General features: G+C 62.9%; 15 protein-coding genes and 1 tRNA gene. 6 read left to right on the top strand and 10 right to left on the bottom strand.

Translation table 11 applies throughout. From position 1 onward, the window contains the following. Window positions 1–15: 15 nt before the first annotated feature. Complete coding sequence (locus I0K07_RS07505; protein WP_203292214.1) at window positions 16–471, top strand: response regulator; 456 nt, start codon at window positions 16–18, stop codon at window positions 469–471. Between the two features lie 13 nt (window positions 472–484). Next, complete coding sequence (locus I0K07_RS07500) at window positions 485–979, top strand: Hpt domain-containing protein (RefSeq protein WP_203292213.1); 495 nt, start codon at window positions 485–487, stop codon at window positions 977–979. Window positions 980–1056: 77 nt separating this feature from the next. Here the strand turns inward: I0K07_RS07500 and spbR are convergent, their stop codons facing one another. Together spbR and I0K07_RS07490 are read right to left on the bottom strand one after the other, a co-directional pair. Next, a complete protein-coding gene (gene spbR, locus I0K07_RS07495) occupies window positions 1057–2193 on the bottom strand; it encodes a SpbR family protein (protein WP_203292212.1) in 1137 nt (378 codons plus the stop codon). A gap of 79 nt (window positions 2194–2272) precedes the next feature. Further along, window positions 2273–3082 carry a hypothetical protein gene (locus tag I0K07_RS07490; protein ID WP_203292211.1) on the bottom strand — a complete coding sequence of 270 codons (810 nt, stop codon included), beginning with the start codon at window positions 3080–3082 and terminating at the stop codon, window positions 2273–2275. Between the two features lie 151 nt (window positions 3083–3233). Here I0K07_RS07490 and I0K07_RS07485 point away from each other — a divergent pair, with 151 nt between their 5' ends. Continuing rightward, window positions 3234–3623: a DUF6491 family protein gene (locus I0K07_RS07485; RefSeq protein WP_203292210.1), complete on the top strand. Its 390-nt coding sequence runs from the start codon at window positions 3234–3236 to the stop codon at window positions 3621–3623. Between the two features lie 10 nt (window positions 3624–3633). On the opposite strand, the gene I0K07_RS07480 is transcribed toward I0K07_RS07485, so the two are convergent. The 3 genes from I0K07_RS07480 to I0K07_RS07470 all read right to left on the bottom strand — a co-directional run bounded on the left by I0K07_RS07480 (window position 3634) and on the right by I0K07_RS07470 (window position 5620). Then, complete coding sequence (locus tag I0K07_RS07480) at window positions 3634–4506, bottom strand: alpha/beta fold hydrolase (RefSeq protein ID WP_203292209.1); 873 nt, start codon at window positions 4504–4506, stop codon at window positions 3634–3636. A 95-nt stretch (window positions 4507–4601) separates the two neighbouring features. Further along, a tRNA-His gene (locus I0K07_RS07475) sits at window positions 4602–4678 on the bottom strand. A 138-nt stretch (window positions 4679–4816) separates the two neighbouring features. After that, complete coding sequence (locus I0K07_RS07470) at window positions 4817–5620, bottom strand: M48 family metallopeptidase (RefSeq protein WP_203292208.1); 804 nt, start codon at window positions 5618–5620, stop codon at window positions 4817–4819. Between the two features lie 129 nt (window positions 5621–5749). Here I0K07_RS07470 and I0K07_RS07465 point away from each other — a divergent pair, with 129 nt between their 5' ends. The 3 genes from I0K07_RS07465 to phhA all read left to right on the top strand — a co-directional run bounded on the left by I0K07_RS07465 (window position 5750) and on the right by phhA (window position 10525). Then, a complete protein-coding gene (locus I0K07_RS07465; protein WP_203292207.1) occupies window positions 5750–7867 on the top strand; it encodes an AsmA family protein in 2118 nt (705 codons plus the stop codon). A gap of 145 nt (window positions 7868–8012) precedes the next feature. Beyond that, the gene (locus I0K07_RS07460; protein ID WP_203292206.1) at window positions 8013–9500 is read left to right on the top strand and encodes a beta/gamma crystallin-related protein; all 1488 of its coding nucleotides are present in this window, start codon (window positions 8013–8015) and stop codon (window positions 9498–9500) included. Between the two features lie 143 nt (window positions 9501–9643). Beyond that, a complete protein-coding gene (gene phhA, locus I0K07_RS07455; protein ID WP_203292205.1) occupies window positions 9644–10525 on the top strand; it encodes a phenylalanine 4-monooxygenase in 882 nt (293 codons plus the stop codon). Window positions 10526–10543: 18 nt separating this feature from the next. Here phhA and I0K07_RS07450 read toward each other — a convergent pair whose 3' ends face one another. From I0K07_RS07450 to I0K07_RS07430, 5 genes are all read right to left on the bottom strand, one after another. After that, window positions 10544–10987 (bottom strand): response regulator, encoded by a 444-nt coding sequence (locus tag I0K07_RS07450; protein ID WP_203292204.1) that lies wholly within the window; start codon window positions 10985–10987, stop codon window positions 10544–10546. A 112-nt stretch (window positions 10988–11099) separates the two neighbouring features. After that, window positions 11100–12440: an N-succinylarginine dihydrolase gene (gene astB, locus I0K07_RS07445; protein WP_203292203.1), complete on the bottom strand. Its 1341-nt coding sequence runs from the start codon at window positions 12438–12440 to the stop codon at window positions 11100–11102. Beyond that, complete coding sequence (gene astD / locus I0K07_RS07440) at window positions 12437–13885, bottom strand: succinylglutamate-semialdehyde dehydrogenase (protein ID WP_203292202.1); 1449 nt, start codon at window positions 13883–13885, stop codon at window positions 12437–12439. Before astD ends, astB begins: the two co-directional genes overlap by 4 nt. A gap of 4 nt (window positions 13886–13889) precedes the next feature. Beyond that, window positions 13890–14906: an arginine N-succinyltransferase gene (locus I0K07_RS07435; protein ID WP_203292201.1), complete on the bottom strand. Its 1017-nt coding sequence runs from the start codon at window positions 14904–14906 to the stop codon at window positions 13890–13892. Window positions 14907–14937: 31 nt separating this feature from the next. Continuing rightward, window positions 14938–16200 carry a hydrolase gene (locus tag I0K07_RS07430; protein WP_203292200.1) on the bottom strand — a complete coding sequence of 421 codons (1263 nt, stop codon included), beginning with the start codon at window positions 16198–16200 and terminating at the stop codon, window positions 14938–14940. Window positions 16201–16260 lie beyond the last annotated feature (60 nt).

The raw sequence follows: 16260 nt of genomic DNA, 5'->3' as shown, positions 1-16260 counted from the left end.
GGATCGGCCCAGGCAATGACCCGCACGAACACGAGTATGGACATGACCCGGCTGAGGGTACTGCTTGTCGATGACAATGCAGCCCTGCGCGGTGCCCTGCGTGTTTCGCTGCAGGCCTTCGGTTGTGCTGAAGTTCTTGAGGCAGACACGGTGGACCGTGCCCTTGATGTGCTTCGCGCCAAGCCCGTCGATCTTCTCATTACGGATTGGAAGATGAAGCCGCGTGACGGTCTGGACCTGGTGCGCACCTTGCGCCGCCCGGCCGGCAGCCCGGCCCCCTTCCTGCCGATCATCATGTTGTCCGCCTATTCCCAGGAGGACCGGATCACGGAGGCCCGCCAGAGCGGCGTGCATGCTTTCCTGGTCAAACCGTTCACGGCGGCCTCCCTGGCCTCCGTCATCCAAGAAACCTTGCGCCTGACCAACCAGTCCGAAACCGATGCGGTTCCGGCCCTGGCTTGCACGAACTGAGAGGAATCACTCCATGGCCAAGCAAAATGATGTCGAAGTGATTTCGGTCCCGAACCTGCTGCAAGCAAAGGTCGGCGGCCCGATCAGCGCCGGCGATTTGCACATGATCGAGAAGGCTGAAGAAGCCCTCAAGGACATGCGCGCCGAATTCGGCAATTGGCTTGAAGAAGAAGTCCAGAAGCTGGAAACAGCGGCGGCCGACGTGAAGTCCAAGGGGCTGAAAGGCGAAGAAGGCGAAACCCTCTTTGTCCGCGCCCACGATTTGCGCGGTCTGGGCACAACGTATGAATTCCCGATCGTGACCCGCCTGGCCGCATCGCTGACCAAGATGATCGATCTGCCGGAGAAGCGTCAGCAGGCCTCGCTGGCTCTCGCACTCGCGCATGTCGGCGCGATCCGTGCCGCGCTCAGCCAGAATATTCGCGACGAAAACGACCCGGTTGCCGCCGAGCTGGCCAAAGAACTGGAAACCCAGTCCCTGGCCTTCGCCCAGCCCTGGGAAGACTAGAACCGGACATCAACGGCATGAACAGAAAAGGCCGCCCTTCGGGGCGGCCTTTTTCATGTCCGAAACACTGTGCGGGATCAGCTGGCCCGGGCCAGTTCGGCTTCATCGGAGTCGATCCGGGACAGGATGTAGTCGACATCGGCTTCCGGCAGTCCCTGGAAGCGCGTGATGGCGCGTTCGGCGAGGCGCCGGCGGAATTGGGCCCGGCCAGCCTCGTCCTGCGGCATCTGCATGCCATGCAGCACGTCGAGCGCGGCACGAACCGCCGGATAGAGACGTGGCGGCATGCCGGTGCGGTCATAAATGGCGCGCAAGCCCAGCGGCCCGGCATCGTGGACCAGCAGCCAGGCCTTGGAATGACTGACCCCGGCGAGTTCGGCGAAGGCATGCTCGACAAAGGCGACATGACCGCGCAACAGGGCGCGCAAGATGAGTGACGGCGTCAGCCGGGCATTCATCCGCAATTGCTGGACGAAATGCATCGGGTCGTGCGCCAGGCCAGCCTGGTCGACCAGATCGATCGTGGCGCGCTCGCGCATGCCCTCGGCAATCTCGACAGCCAGCTGCGGCGGCAGGGCATGATGCGTCACCAGACGCTGCATGGCCGTGTCGGAAATGTGGGAGATCAGTCGCTCTGTGATGTCTAGCGGAAGATGCGAACGGGCCACAAAGGCGTCCATGACCTCGGCATTTTCGCAGAAATCGGCAAAGGCGCGCTGATAGGCATCCGCGTCAAAGCGCGCGCCATCATTGCCCGCCGCCGCGCCGATCGCGACCGCGTCACCGGAATCGAGAATCCGGTGGACGACCGGTTCCGACACATCGGCCCGGGATGCGACCGCACACCGCTTCGACGTACCGGCCTCTGCGAGAACGGCCAGGAGATCCTCATCCTCCAGGATCGGAGACTCCGCGATCACCGGCAAGGCAACCGTGTCGACATCCATGGCGAGGCGAACCGCGATGTCACGGGGAAGATTGGGAGACTGGCGAAGCGTGACAGACAGGGCGCGGCGCACAAGCTCGGCAGCATCGCTGGCGATCAGCTCAAGGACGGTACGCGCAGCCTCCCGCTCGGCCTGGGTCAGGCTGGGCGAGTCCATGCGGCGGCAGACCTTGCGCGCAGCCATGGCCCGAACCTCATCATTCTCGCCCTTGATCAAGCGGCGAATATCGTCCTGGGTCAGGCGGTTACGCAGCGCAACAACGCTCATCTCACGTCCATCTCATTGTTTTGCAAGGCGGACACTAGGTCCCGCATGCTTAACGAAAACTTGCCGGACAAGCCCGGCTTCAGGAGTTGCGGCTGCGCGATGCAGCCTGCGGTGCGTCCAGGGACGCCAGAATTTCCACGAGGGTCGGTGACAGTTCGCCCGTCCCGGCATTGAAAGAACCCGGCGCCACAACCGAATTGCGGACGGGGGTGTAGCGCCCCGTCAACTGGATGGTCTGCCCCTCATTGGAAGCCGGCGCGAGATTGGCCGGAACAACCGGCGTACCGCGTTCACCTGTGAGCGCAGCCAGAACCTGCTGCGCCGAACGGGCCTGGCCGTTCTCATAGAAAATCGCGCGATTGGCGCGCGCCGCCGCCGGGAACAGGCGATCGGCACGCTGGCCCGGATCGGCCTCGGCGGCCTCAATCAGGCTGGCAGCCCCCTGGGCGCCGAGGAAGTGCGCGGCATAAAGTTCACCCGATGTCGCCTCACGTCCGACGCGGGACTGGATCACCCGGCCATTCTCAGCCGCAAGTTCACCGGCCATGCGCGCCGAGGCCTCCGCATCAAAGCGAAGATCAAGAATCCGCTGTCGCTGGACCGGGTCGGCCACGACATAGCGGCCATTGGCATCCTGGCTGATAGCGGAGGCGGCATCACCATATCCGTGATCGGCACCCCGGCGATGCATGACGCCAAGCCAGGTCTGCTCGATGAACTGGAACAGGCCGGTCGCACTGGATGTGGAGGCTTCGGCGCGAACGTCGAAATTGCTCTCGCGCGCAGCGGTCTGCAGCAAATAGTTGAAATCCGTGCCGGTTTCCTGCGCAGCCTGTCGCAAGGTGCGGGTCATGAAGTCCTGGCTGGGATTTTCGACGGGACTGACCACATCGCTCTCCGGGAATCACTGGATCGAATCAGACGATCAGAGTCGCCCCATCATGGCTAATTGCGCGTTAACAATGCCGTCAGACCGCTTGACCCGGGCCCATGCCCGCGTTGAAATCCTGACGCTGAGGGACGAGAGGAGTGGTACCATCATGAAGCATCTGATTTCGTCCGCACTCGTGGCCGCGAGCCTGTCCGGCCTGACCGCCTGCGCCAGCACCGCCACGGAAACGTCCGCCCCGGTCCGGCTGGTGAATGTCAACGGCTATAACGTTCTGGACCGCGAGCATGTCCTGCTCAATGGCGGCGCCAGCCGACACTATCTGGTGACGCTTCGCCGCCGCTGTCCGGGCCTGAATTTCGGTATCGAGCTGGCAACCAGCTTCCCCGCCACCACCACGCTGCACTACCCGATGAATGAATACATCACGCTGGATGACGGGATGCGCTGTTTCATCGACACGGTCGAGGAAGTGGAGAGCGCTGATGCGGCCCGTGCCCTGATCGCTGAACGCGCCGAAGCCGAGGACAGCGCAGAATAGCGGCGGCAGACTAGCTGGCGAGTTCGCCCTTCAGCCAGTCCCGCACCCGGTCCGGTGCTTCCATCGGCGCGAGATGCCCGACCCCGTCCATCCGGGTCAGGGATGCGCCCCGGCCTGTCAGCGCCGCCGGCCGGATCACGGTTGATCCGAACTCCGCCTTGAGCACGCTGGCGCGCGAGGCCGCCTTGCGCGAAGCCCGGCCGATATCATGCCCCTGCGCCTCGTAATTGGCCGCTTCCCAGGCGGGATCACAGGCCAGCGCGATCGTGCCGTCGGCCTGCTCGGCCAGACCATCGAGCAGATAGGCCTCCAGCATGCCCGGGGCCCAGCGTTTGAAGGTCGGATGATTGCCATAGCGCGCCAGCGCCGCCTCACGATCCGGCCAGCCATTACGGCGGCGGCGTGCCTGACGGGCGATCGGCATCTTGTTCTTGAAGAAGGGTGCCAGGGGGCCGCCAAACAGGAGATAGGCCGAAGGCGGCATCACGACGGGTTCGATCAGGATGAGGCGCGGCACGCTGTCCAGTTGGGAAGCCGCCAGGAGCGAGCTGACAGCCCCCATGGAGTGCCCGGCCATGATGTCCGGCTTGCGCTCCAGCGTGTCGATCAGGGCGAGAAGGTCGCGCGCATAAATGTCCCAGCTGCGATGCGTGTCCGGATTCGCCGGCAGACGCGAACGCCCATGCCCGCGCAGATCCGGCACGATGATCTCGTAATCACCCGCCAGCGGCGCCAGAAGCGGCGTATAGGCCGAGCCGCAAAACCCGTTGGCATGGGCAAAGAGAAGCACCGGCTTGCCCGGACTGACCCAGCGCCGCACCGCCATCTCGCCATCGGCGAGCGGGATGAATGTCTCTTCCGGTTCGATGAGCTGACCGTCCATGCCGACCTCTTTTCATTGGCCACGAAATTAGCGCGACCGGACGGGATGACCACTGGCGATGTCAGAATGTGCGGTATGCGCGGGGGAAAGGAAAATGGTACCGCCTCCCCGGTTCGAACGGGGGACCTCTAGATCCACAATCTAGCGCTCTAACCAACTGAGCTAAGGCGGCACGCTGGCCAAGGGCAAAGCACCTCGGCGTAAGGCGCGGGAAACTAGCGCCAGACCGGGTGACTGGCAACCGGCTTGTCAGGGGTTTTGCAGCCCGTGCTGCGCCCCCTTGCCGGCCGCCCGCCAATCCTTGTGATCCTCAGACATAGCCCCGGTCACGGATATGCGCGCGCATCGCCGCAATCCGGTTGTCGTCGGAAGGGTGGGTCGAGGTGAATTCAGCCACGTTATGGGTATTCATGGCTGACATCGCGACCCAAAAATCAACGGCCTGGCGCGGGTCGTAACCGGAGCCGACCATATAGTCGACACCTAGCCGGTCTGCCTCATATTCATGCTCACGCGAGTAGGGCAGGATCACACCATAGGTGACGCCCATACCGAGGGCCGCGCCGATATCGTCGGAATATTGCGAATACTGGCTGCCGGAAGACCCCAGAGCGCTGGTCAGCAGAGACACGCCGACCTGGGCCGCCATTTGCTGGCTGGCGCGCTCGGCGGAGTGACGGCCGGCCACATGGCCGACTTCATGGCCCATCACGGTGGCGAGGTGATCATCCGTCTCCATGATATCCAGAATGCCCTTGTAGAAGCCGACCTTGCCGTTCGGCAGGACCCAAGCATTCACCGTATCGCTGTCGAAGACGACGAATTCCCAATTATGATGGGTCTGACCGGAGGCACGCACGACGCGCTCCCCCACGCGCTGGAGGCGGCGGGTATAGGCTGGGTCGCGCAGTACACGCTCGCGCTGGAGGCTGTCCTGCCAGGCCTGGTCGGAGAGCTGGGCCAGCTGTCCGTCGGAAACCAGCATGAGCTGGGACCGGCCGAGAGCGGCATTGTCGGCGCAACCACCGACAAACGGCACGACCGTTCCGGCAGCGAGGCCAATGATGAGTTCGCGACGGCGCATGAGCGACAGATTGGAATTCTTGTCCGGCATACCACCTTCCCCTTTGGTTTTCCGACACAATCGGGCTTAGACTAAACCAGAAGTGGGCGTTCGTCTCGCCAAGAAAGCGATAAATTCCCCTGCTATCATGCCGTCAAAACTCGCGATGGAGCACTCCTCATGAAACGCCTGGGCATTGGCCTGATTATTGTCGCCGGCCTGATCGTGGCCGCCCTGTTCATCCTGCCGGCGATCATTCCGGCCTCGGCCTACAAGGACCGTGTGGAACAGGCGGCCAGCCAGGCGCTGAGCCGGGATGTCGTGCTGGCCGGGGATGTCAGCCTGACGCTGTTTCCTCGCGTCCAGGTGCAGGCGGACAATGTCTCCATCGCCAATGCGGACGGGTTCGGCGAAGACGCCTTTGCGCAAATGCGCCAGATGCGGGTCGGCGTGGAATTGCTGCCCCTCCTCTCCCGTCGGGTCGAGATCACCGAATTCGTGCTGGTCGAGCCGGTGATCCGGCTGGAACAGCGCGGCGGTGCCAATAACTGGACCTTTGCTGCCGAAGATGCGGAGCCCGCGCCGGCCTCCTCCTCGTCAGGCGGGTTCGTGCGCCAGCCGGGCGCCCTGCCGATCGAGGCCAGTTTCGGTGATGTGCGCATCGAGAATGCGGCCATCTATTTCTCCGACGGTGTGCAAAGCCAGGAGATCACCGGGCTCAACCTGGCCATCGCCCTGCCCTCGCTGGATACGGAAACCCGGATCGATGGCTCACTGGCAGCCAATGGTGAAGCACTGGAATTCGATGCCCGCCTGGGATCGATCCGAGACTTCTTCGAGGGCCGGGCCACCCCGCTCGTCCTCAATCTGGGTGGCCGGCTGATCGATCTGGGCTTTGACGGCGAAATTCCCGAGGGCGAGGCCATCGCCCTGGCCGGTGCGATCAGCGCCGATATTCCCGACATCCGGGCCCTGGCCGCCTTCGCCGGCGCCGAATTGCCGCCGGGCGAGAATCTGGAGCGGTTTTCCACATCTGGCAGGATTTCCGGCACGACCTCCCGCCTTGAACTGACCGCGGACAGCCTGCGTCTGGACGATATCACGGGATCGGGCGGTCTTGCCGCTGACCTGTCCGGCAGCAAGCCGCGCATAACGGGCTCGCTGGACCTGCCGGCGCTGGACGTCACGCCCTATTTGCCGGAAGCCGCAGACGAGGCCCCGTCTTCCGGCGGCGGCGTTCCGCCCTGGAGTGAGGAACCGATCGACCTGGCCGGCCTAGGCGTGGTCAACGCCCTGCTCGAACTCACCGTCGGCCAACTCACCTATCGCGATCTGGAAGTCTCCGATGCGGCCCTGAATGTCGCGCTCGAGAATTCCCGTCTTGTCGCCCGCCTGCAGCGCATCTCGCTTTATGAAGGCGCCGGCACCGTCACGGTGGTGGCCAATGCACGCTCGGCCACGCCCAGTTTCTCGCTGGAGGCCAGCCTGACCGGTCTGGACGCCTATCCCTTCCTGGAAGCGGCGGCAGGCTTTGACCGCCTGCAGGGCACCGGTTCCATGGCGTTGAACTTCTCCGCCACCGGCAACAGCCAGGCGGCGATCATGAATTCGCTGGACGGGAACGGGAATTTCAACTTCGCGGACGGCGCAATCGTCGGCATCAATATCGCCCAGACGATCCGCAATGTGTCCAGTTTCCTGAACCGCAACAATGCCGCCGATGCGGAGACGTCGAACGAGGATAGTGAAGCCGCGGAAACCGGCGAGACCCAGACCACGGACTTTACGAGCCTGGGCGGGACTTTCACCATTGTGGACGGGCAATTGAGCAATCAGGACCTGTTGATGCTCTCGCCCCTGTTGCGGGTTGAAGGCCTGGGCACTGTCAATCTGGCGGGACAATCATTGGATTACCGGCTGCGACCGCGTGCCGTCGCCTCGATCGAGGGCCAGGGTGGCGCCAGCGATCTGCAGGGCGTGATCGTACCGATCCGCATTCGCGGCGGCTTCAACTCGGTTTCCATCGGGGTGGATACAGAAGCGGTCGGCCAGGCCCTGCTGCAGGGTGCCCTGCGCAACGCTGTAGGCGGTAATGGCTCCCAAAGCCTGGAGGACACGGCCCGTGACGCCCTGCGCAATGCGATCGGACTGGGCAGTCCGGACAGCCAGACTGACGACGCAAGTGACGAAGAGCCGCAGGCCGATCCGGCCCAACAGCTCCTGCAAGGCCTTCTGAATTCGCGCCGCTCGCGCGATACTCAGCAGCAGGATGAGGAGACAACGGACGATCCCAATTGATCGGCCGGTCCCGGATCAGCGTTCGGGGCCCGGGTCAGCGTTCGGGGAATGAATGGGGCATGAACCTGTCAGTGCGGGAGCATTCAGGCGCTTGTCGGTATCACTCCCTGTAGTGAGCGACGCCTGCACCGGAGGAGAGGACAAAATGGCAATGCGCAAGATCGTGATCTCGATGGCGGCCCTGGTGGCCGGCGGAACCCTGGGCGCGACCGCCTCGGCGCAGGAAATCATCCTGTTCGACGGTCCGAATTTCAACGGTCAGCAGGTGCGTATTACCGGCGATGTCCGCAATCTGGATTCCCGGGGCTTCAATGATCGCACCTCCTCTTTCCGCGTCGTGCGCGGGGAATGGGAGCTGTGCCAACATGATGATTATCGCGGCACCTGCATCACCTACTCATCCGATGGCCAGAATCTGGGCCGCATGAATGACCAGATCACCTCGTTGCGCCCGGTCTCCGGCGGCGGAAACCGGCCCGGCCCGGGCGGCGGCAACCGCCCGTCCGGCGAGGCCATCACTTTTTATTCCGGCCCGAACTATACAGGCCGTTCGGTGACCCTCACGGTCTCGTCGCCGGATCTGCGCCAGTATAACTTCAACGACCAAGCCCGGTCCGTGCGGCACTCCGGCCGTCGCGCTTGGCTGGCCTGCCAGCACGCCAATTTCGGCGGCGCCTGCATGCAGATTGATCGTGACATGCCCAATATCGGCGGCGGCATGTCGGCCGAGATCTCTTCGGCAGAACCGGATTATGGCTCGCGTCCGGGCCGTGGCGACCGCAATGACCGCCCGCGCAATGGCGTCTTCCTCTATGACGGCGTGGATTTCCAGGGCCAGCGGGTCGATGTCTCCGGCGATACGGACAATCTGACCCGGATGGGCTTCAACGACCGCGCCGACAGCCTGATCGTCGCCCGCGGCGAGACCTGGGTGATCTGCGAAGATGACTATATGCGCGGCCGCTGCCAGCGCGTGGAAGGCGAAGTCCGGGATCTGGGTGCCCTGGGCCTGCGCAACCGGATCACCTCCCTGCGCCGTGTCGACAGCAATTGGAATGGTGGTGGCTGGGACAATGATAGCGGTTGGGGCAATAGCCGCCGGTCAGCCATCCTGTTCCGCGGCCCGAACTTCTATGGCGAAAGCGTCGCCATTGATGAGGAAGTCCGGGATTTGCGCCGCTACAACTTCAATGACCAGGCCAGCTCCATCCAGATCCCGCGCGGTCAGCGCTGGCTGGTCTGCGAGGACTCCGACTTCCGGGGCCGCTGTGAAGAGCTGGACGATGATGTGCACAATCTGTCCCGCTACGGCCTGGCCAACCGCATCTCCTCCATGCGCCGCATCGACCGCAATTGGGGCGGTGGTGGCGGCTGGGATCGCCGCGAAGAAATCATCCTCTATGACGGGTTCAGCCAGTCGGGACGCTCGGTACGGATCGATGATGAAGTCACCAATCTGGAATATCTGGGCTTCAACGACCGGGCACTGAGCCTGGAAGTCCGGGGTCGCGGCCGCTGGTTGGTCTGTGAGGACTCCAATTTCCGGGGCCGGTGCGATGAAGTGTCCGGCGAGGTGGACAATCTTCACCTGCTCAACCGCGAGATCTCCTCGGTACGACCGATCGATTACTAGGTCATCTCGTGATCACGGATCAGGGCCGCGCAACACAGCTTGCGCGGCCCTTTTCATATTCTGCAACCGGCCTCTTGGGTGACGGGCAAATCAGGCGTATATTTAGTTTCAAATGAAACTAGTTGCCCTGTGGAGGCTGCGTCATGCCCGTCAATGATCCTGTTGTCGCGGAACAGACCCCTGCCGCCGACTTTACCATCGACCAGAAATGGGACCTCTATACGCCGGAGGAACACGCCATCTGGACAACGCTTTATGAGCGCCAGATGGGTGTGCTCAAGGGCCGCGCCGCGCCGGAACATTTCCGCGGCCTGGAACTCCTCAATCTCAATGAGGGCGGCATTCCCGACTTCCGGCGCGTCAATGAGAAGCTGGAGAAGCTGACGGGCTGGACCGTTGTGACGGTTCCGGGACTGATCCCCGAGAAGGAGTTCTACGAACACCTGGCCAACCGGCGTTTCGTGTCGGGCCGTTTCATGCGCGATGGCGAGAAGCTGGACTATCTGCCCGAGCCCGACATTTTCCATGATGTCTTCGGCCATGTGCCGCTGCTGACCCAGCCCGTCTTTGCAGACTATATGCAGGCCTTCGGACGCGGCGGGCTGCGCTCGCTTGAATTCGACACGATCAAGAACATGGCGCGGCTCTACTGGTACACGGTGGAATTCGGCCTGATCAACACGCCTGAGGGACGCCGGATCTATGGCGCCGGTATCGTCTCCTCCAAAGCCGAGAGCATTTTCTCGCTGGAGGCCCGTTCCCCCAACCGCATTCACTTTGATCTCGAACGCATCATGCGGACTGACTACCGCTATGACGACTTCCAGCAATCCTATTTCGTCATCGACAGCTATGACGAGTTGATGGAAGCCACCTATGCCGATTTCGCGCCGATCTATGAGCGCCTGCCGCAAATGCCCGAACTGGCACCGAGCGATATTCTGGACACGGACAAGGTCTATACGCGCGGCACGCAGGAATATGCGCATGCCGGCGGCCTGACAGGCCACGCTATCGCGGTCTGAGACACGGACTGAGAAGGGTCAGGCTGCGCCACTTTTGGCCAGGACCAGATAAAGCCCGCCATCACGGTCTTCCAGGTCGAAGGCCTCGACTTCCGCGATCGTCTTTTCGAACACGGAACGCGTCACCGGTTTGACGATGTAGAAGCTGGCGCCGGCTTCGCGGCACTTGGCCTCGACCTCCGGATTGCGGGTACCAGAATAGACGCCGACAGCCCCTTCGCCCATGAGCGGGCCGGACGCCGCAATGAAGTCCACCGCGTCATGACCGGCGAGCGACAGGTCCGACAGGATCAGAACCGGCTTGCCCGGCGACGCCCGCAACCAGTCCAAAGCATCCTCCGGGCGAGTAAACGCCTCAAATTCAAAATGGACTCCGGAATCTTCCAGATCTGCCCGGAACAGGAAATGCTCGTCCGGGTCATCATCCACGAGGATGACAGTTACGGTCTGACGGTCACTCAATCTGCCACTCCCCGGCGAAATTGAAGCGCGCAAGCTATCATGATTTTCGGATTTGGATAGCTTTGGCGTCCGATCTTGCATGACCCGTATTCGGGTTTGATTCCCTGACAGTCTATCCGCGCTGGAACGGGTAGTAATCCCCTCCCAGAACGAGAAGTTGCGACAAAGCGTCCAAGGCCTGCCGGCTCTCGACGAGAAGCGCCGGGTCGGCCAGGTCATCCGGTGCCAATTCTTCCCGGTAGTGCTTTTCCGCCCAGGCCACGAGTTTGGGATACAAGGCGTCCGACATCAGCGCATTCGGCGAGACAGCTGCCTGCTCGGCATCTGTCAGGACCACACGCAGGCGCAGACAGGCCGGCCCACCGCCATTGCGCATGGACTGCCGGACCTCGACAAACTCCACGCGACCGATGGGGCCATTTCCGGCCGTCATGGCGGCACAATAGTCACGGGTGCTGGCCGTCTCTTCGGTTTCCTTCGGCGCGATCAGGACCAGACGGTCCTCGCCCGGCCATTCCAGGAGCTGGGAATTGAACAGGTAGGAGGTGATGGCGTCGCCAATCGGCACTTCGGCCTGGGGCACTTCCACGAAATCCGGCTCGAACAATCCGTCAGCAGCCCGGCGAATGGCTTCCAGCGCGCCCTCGCGGTCGGCGAATGCCAACTCGTGGAAGAAAAGCGTGGTGCGCGTGCCGACACAGACGACATCATTGTGAAAAGCGCCTGCATCAATTGCGTCAGGCGACTGGCGCAGATACACGGTGCGCTTGGGATCCAGTCCATGCGAGCGCGCGACCGCCTGACAAGCCTCCAGAGTCTGACGGGCCGGGAATTTTCCGCTCCAGGCTTCATCGGCTGTTCGGCCATAAACGAAGATCTCGACGCCCTCGCCCCCCTGCTCCGCACACAGGCGGACATGGTTGGCCGCGCCTTCATCCGCGAAATCCGGCTGCATGGGCAGGACATCATGAACGGCAAAGCGCTGGCTATCCGGGAAGGCCCAGTCGAGTGCCCGCTTGGTCTGCTCGCCCTCAATGGAGCGGTGCAACGTTGTCAGAAGATTGGCGGGCGTAAAATGAAGGCGTCCATCAGCGGTATCGGCAGACGGCGAGACGGTCGCTGCATTGGCGGCCCACATCGGCGAGGCCGAGCACGCCTTGCGCAAGAGACCCGGCGCAGACTTCCAGGCCGCTTCGATCACCTGGGCATCCGATCCGGAAAAGCCGGCGCGACGCAGGAGCGGGAGATAGGGGCGCTCATGCGGTGGCAGCAGGCCCTGGACCAGGCCGCTATCGGCCAGGCGCTTCATCTTGGCGAGACCTTCCAGAACGCCAGCCCGCGGCGAGGAGATCAGACCTTCATTGCGGGCGCTGGCCAGATTGCCGTCCGACAATCCGCCATAATTGTGCGTCGGACCGACCAGCCCGTCGAAATTCGCCTCGCGTGCCATCAATCCACTCCCTTGACCGCCATGCGTTCCGGCTTGGATGCGGCCTGGGTCGCGACCGGATAGGCGCAATAATCGGCTGCATAATAGGCGCTCGGACGCAGATTGCCCGATTGCCCAGGCCCGCCAAAGGGCATGTTGGAGGCGGCACCACAGGTGGGGCGGTTCCAGTTGACGATGCCGGCACGGGCTTCCACCCAGAAACGTTCCCAGAGCGCTTCATCATCGCTGACCAGACCGGCCGACAGGCCATAGGCCGTATTGTTTGCAGCGGTGATCGCATCATCAAAGCTGGCAACGCGTGTCAGCTGGATCATGGGCCCGAAGATTTCCTCGTCGGGAACATCTATCCCGGTGACATCCAGCAAGCCGGGGCGAATGAAGGCCTCGCCCAGCTCGGGCACTCGGACTGCCTCCAGAAGCGGTTTGGCCCCGCGCTTGACCAGATCCGTCTGCGCATCGAGCACGCCTTGCGCCGCACGGGCCGAGACGAGCGGGCCGATGAAGGGTTCTTCCTCGGCATCCCAGCGGTTGATGGTGAGCTGATTGGCGATGCGGATGATCGCCTCCGCGATCGCGTCGCCAACCGCGCCTTCCGGCACGATCAGGCGGCGGGCGCAGGAACAGCGCTGGCCGGCGGTGATATAGGCGGAGTGGACCGCGATACGGGCCACGGCTTCAGCATCTTCGGCATCCCAGACCACGAGCGGGTTGTTACCGCCCATTTCCAGTGCAAGCTGGATGCCGGTCCGGCCGGCAAATTTCTCGTGGATGAAACGTCCCGTCGTCCAGGAACCCGTGAACAGGACGCCATCCAGATCGGCATGATCCAGCGCCGCCGCACCCGTTTCGCGAGCCCCCTGGACCAGGTTCAGCACACCGGCCGGTAGCCCCGCAGCCTCCCAGGCCTTCACCATCGCCTCGCCGACACCCGGCGTGATCTCGGACGGCTTGAAGACGATCGTATTGCCGGCGATCAGCGCCGGAATGATGTGGCCATTGGGCAGGTGACCCGGGAAATTATACGGCCCGAGCACGAACATGACGCCGAGCGGTTTGTGGGCCAGACGGGCATGACCGAAGGCGGTTTCGCTGACATAGCCTCCCGTACGCTCCGCAGCGGATTTGATCGAGATATCGACCTTGCCGATCATGGCCCCGGCCTCGGCGAGACCTTCCCAGCGCGGCTTGCCGGTCTCGCGGGAAATCAGTTCGGCCAGTTCCGGCTTGCGCTCTTCCAGCACGGATTTGAAGCGTTCGACAATCGCGATGCGATCTTCAACCGGCGCGCGGCCCCAGGCCGGGAAGGCTGCCCGTGCGGCTTTGAACGCCGCATCGACATCGGCCGGATCGGCGCCCTTGCCCTGCCAGACCGTATCGCCAGTGGCCGGGTTTTCGGATGTGAAGGCCGCGCCGGCACCTTCGTGCCAAGCGCCATTGATAAACAGCATGGGGTTACCTCTTGCGTCGCCAGAAGCGGGCCTTGTCGCCCTCTCGCAGGTCGAGCGCCTGCATGACATCATTGGAAATGCCCAGGACATCGCCGTCATCAATGGCGTTGACCTGGCAGGTCCGGAAATCGGGAAAACGGTCGGTGGAGAGAATGCCCTCGGCGGTACCGGGGGCAGACGCCGCCTTCACCGTCACTTCGCGGCTTTCGCGCAATGTGCGGACATTCTCGGTCCAGGTGGAAACCAGAGGACCACCATCAAAAATGTCGACATAGCGATCATAGTGGAAGCCTTCCCAGAGAAGCAGGTTGTAAGCCCCTTCCCCATGCGGATGCGGCTTGCCGATCACGTCGCGGACGGCCGCGGGAAGCAGGTCGAGATAGATGAGATGCTGCGGCCCCAGATCGAGGATGAATTGGTTGTCGGTGGCCGCGGACAGCCGGTCGGCATCATCAAAGTCCATCCGGAAGAAGGGGCGGGACACCGCGTCGAAGAAGGGCGATGACCCGTCGTCTTTCACAACACCGCGCAGCTCCGCCAGGACCCGGTCGCCAAAACGGCTCCGGTCAGCGGCAATCATCAGATAACGCGACTGGGCGACCAGACGTCCGGCCCCCGTGCCACGACCGGCCTCGGAGACAAAGAGCGTCCCGACTTCCGAGGAACCGGCAAAATCATTGACCAGCAGCATGGCGTCCATGTCGAAACGGCGATCCGCTTCGGAGGAATGCTGGGCCAGTGTGATGATCTTGAAATCCCAATAGGGTTTCGACACTCCGACCATCGCCTTGATGGCCGAGCAGCCGATGATCCGGCCGGACTCCGTATCTTCCAGCATGAGCTGGTAGGTATCCTCGGTCTGGCCAGGATCCTGGGCCTTGAAGGCCGCCTCGGACTTTTCCAGCCGTTCGGCCAATACCTCCGGCGGGACCGCCAGAGATGTGAACCCCGTGCCGGCTTCACCGGCCAGGCGCACCAGATCATCAATATCTGATGTCCGGGCTGCACGTACGATCAGCATAACCCCTCCCCGATCGTTTTTGTTCTTGTGTTTATGTCGCCTTGGCGAGCGCCCGCGCTTCGCGCGCGTTGAACTCACCCCGGGCAAATTTCATGAGCATGATGGCGGACAGTTTCGCGCGTTCGGCAAAGCTGGACAGCTTCACGATCTCGCGGTCGGAATGAATATCTGCACCCCGGACACCCAGCGTATCCACATTCGGACAACCGGCCGCCCACAGATTATTGCCTTCGCAGACGCCGCCCGTGTCCTGCCAGCGAATATCCAGACCCAGCGCCGTTCCGGCCGCACGGGTCCATTCGAACATTTTGGCATTGGCCGGCGTCATCGGCTTGGGGGGACGCGTAAAGCCCCCGTGCAGTTCAGCTTCGATACCGTCGCGGACCCGAACCTCGTCCAGAAGCCGCTCCAGCTCAGCCTCAACCCAAGTACGGTCATTTTCGGTCTGCACCCGAACATTGAAACGGGCCACAGCATTGTCGGGGACGACATTGGGCGGACCGCCGCCATCAATCCGCGCCAGGTTGAAAGTGACGCCTTCACGGCGGCCATTGAGTTCATCCAGCCCCAGGCCGAACTGGCAGGCTGCGGCCAGCGCATTGCGACCCAGATGGTGTTCCCGCCCGGCATGAGCGGCACGGCCCGAGAGCTTGATCGACCAATTGCCGGACCCTTTGCGGGCGCCCGCCAGGGAACCGTCCGCCAGGGCTGGCTCATAGGTCATGCCGAGATCAGCACCCGCTCCCAGTTCCGCCAGGATAGGACCGGAGCCCAGCGACCCGATCTCTTCGTCCGGAGAGATCAGGACATCGACGCCGATCTCATCCTTCCAGGGTGAACGTTCCAGACCGAGCAGGCCGTGCAGCATCACCAGAATGCCGCCCTTCATGTCCGCGACACCGGGTCCGTTCAGCGTGTCCGCATCCCACAACTGTGTGGACTGGAAATGGCTGTCAGCGGGAAACACCGTGTCGTGGTGGCCGGTCAGGACAATGCGGATCGGCGCTTGCGGGCGCAGACGGCAATGGAAGGACGGTGTGAAATCCTGCTGGCGGACCGTTCCGTCCGGGTCGACAATGGTCGTCGGCGGCAGATCAACGGCTGAAATCTCGCCGCCCAGCTCCTCGAATGCCGTTTCCAGGCAGGCGCGCATGCGTTCCAGCCCGTCCGTATTGCGGCTGCCGGAATTGATCGCTGACCACGCCTTGACGGTCTCGATCATGTGGTCGGCCCGGCTGTCGACCCAGTCGAGCACGGCCTTTTCGTCGGAATTGAGATCCAATCTGTCCTGCATGTCTCAGTGATAGACCTTTAAGGCAACAGGTCCACCCCTGCGGACAGACTGCCCGCAGGG

The sequence above is a fragment of the Maricaulis parjimensis genome, assembly GCF_016817355.1.
Lineage (GTDB): Bacteria > Pseudomonadota > Alphaproteobacteria > Caulobacterales > Maricaulaceae > Maricaulis > Maricaulis parjimensis.
Note: the sequence above shows the minus strand (reverse complement) of the source record. Positions and strands in the feature narration are given on the sequence as shown.

Bases quoted from the DNA above. Each gene is read 5' to 3' on its own strand.
- I0K07_RS07505 (WP_203292214.1), top strand. From the start codon at position 16: ATGACCCGCACGAACACGAGTATGGACATGACCCGGCTGAGGGTACTG.
- phhA (WP_203292205.1), top strand. From the start codon at position 9,644: ATGCCCGTCAATGATCCTGTTGTCGCGGAACAGACCCCTGCCGCCGAC.
- I0K07_RS07460 (WP_203292206.1), top strand. From the start codon at position 8,013: ATGGCAATGCGCAAGATCGTGATCTCGATGGCGGCCCTGGTGGCCGGC.
- I0K07_RS07480 (WP_203292209.1), bottom strand. From the start codon at position 4,506: ATGGACGGTCAGCTCATCGAACCGGAAGAGACATTCATCCCGCTCGCC.
- I0K07_RS07500 (WP_203292213.1), top strand. From the start codon at position 485: ATGGCCAAGCAAAATGATGTCGAAGTGATTTCGGTCCCGAACCTGCTG.
- I0K07_RS07435 (WP_203292201.1), bottom strand. From the start codon at position 14,906: ATGCTGATCGTACGTGCAGCCCGGACATCAGATATTGATGATCTGGTG.
- I0K07_RS07465 (WP_203292207.1), top strand. From the start codon at position 5,750: ATGAAACGCCTGGGCATTGGCCTGATTATTGTCGCCGGCCTGATCGTG.
- astD (WP_203292202.1), bottom strand. From the start codon at position 13,885: ATGCTGTTTATCAATGGCGCTTGGCACGAAGGTGCCGGCGCGGCCTTC.
- I0K07_RS07485 (WP_203292210.1), top strand. From the start codon at position 3,234: ATGAAGCATCTGATTTCGTCCGCACTCGTGGCCGCGAGCCTGTCCGGC.
- I0K07_RS07430 (WP_203292200.1), bottom strand. From the start codon at position 16,200: ATGCAGGACAGATTGGATCTCAATTCCGACGAAAAGGCCGTGCTCGAC.
- spbR (WP_203292212.1), bottom strand. From the start codon at position 2,193: ATGAGCGTTGTTGCGCTGCGTAACCGCCTGACCCAGGACGATATTCGC.
- I0K07_RS07470 (WP_203292208.1), bottom strand. From the start codon at position 5,620: ATGCCGGACAAGAATTCCAATCTGTCGCTCATGCGCCGTCGCGAACTC.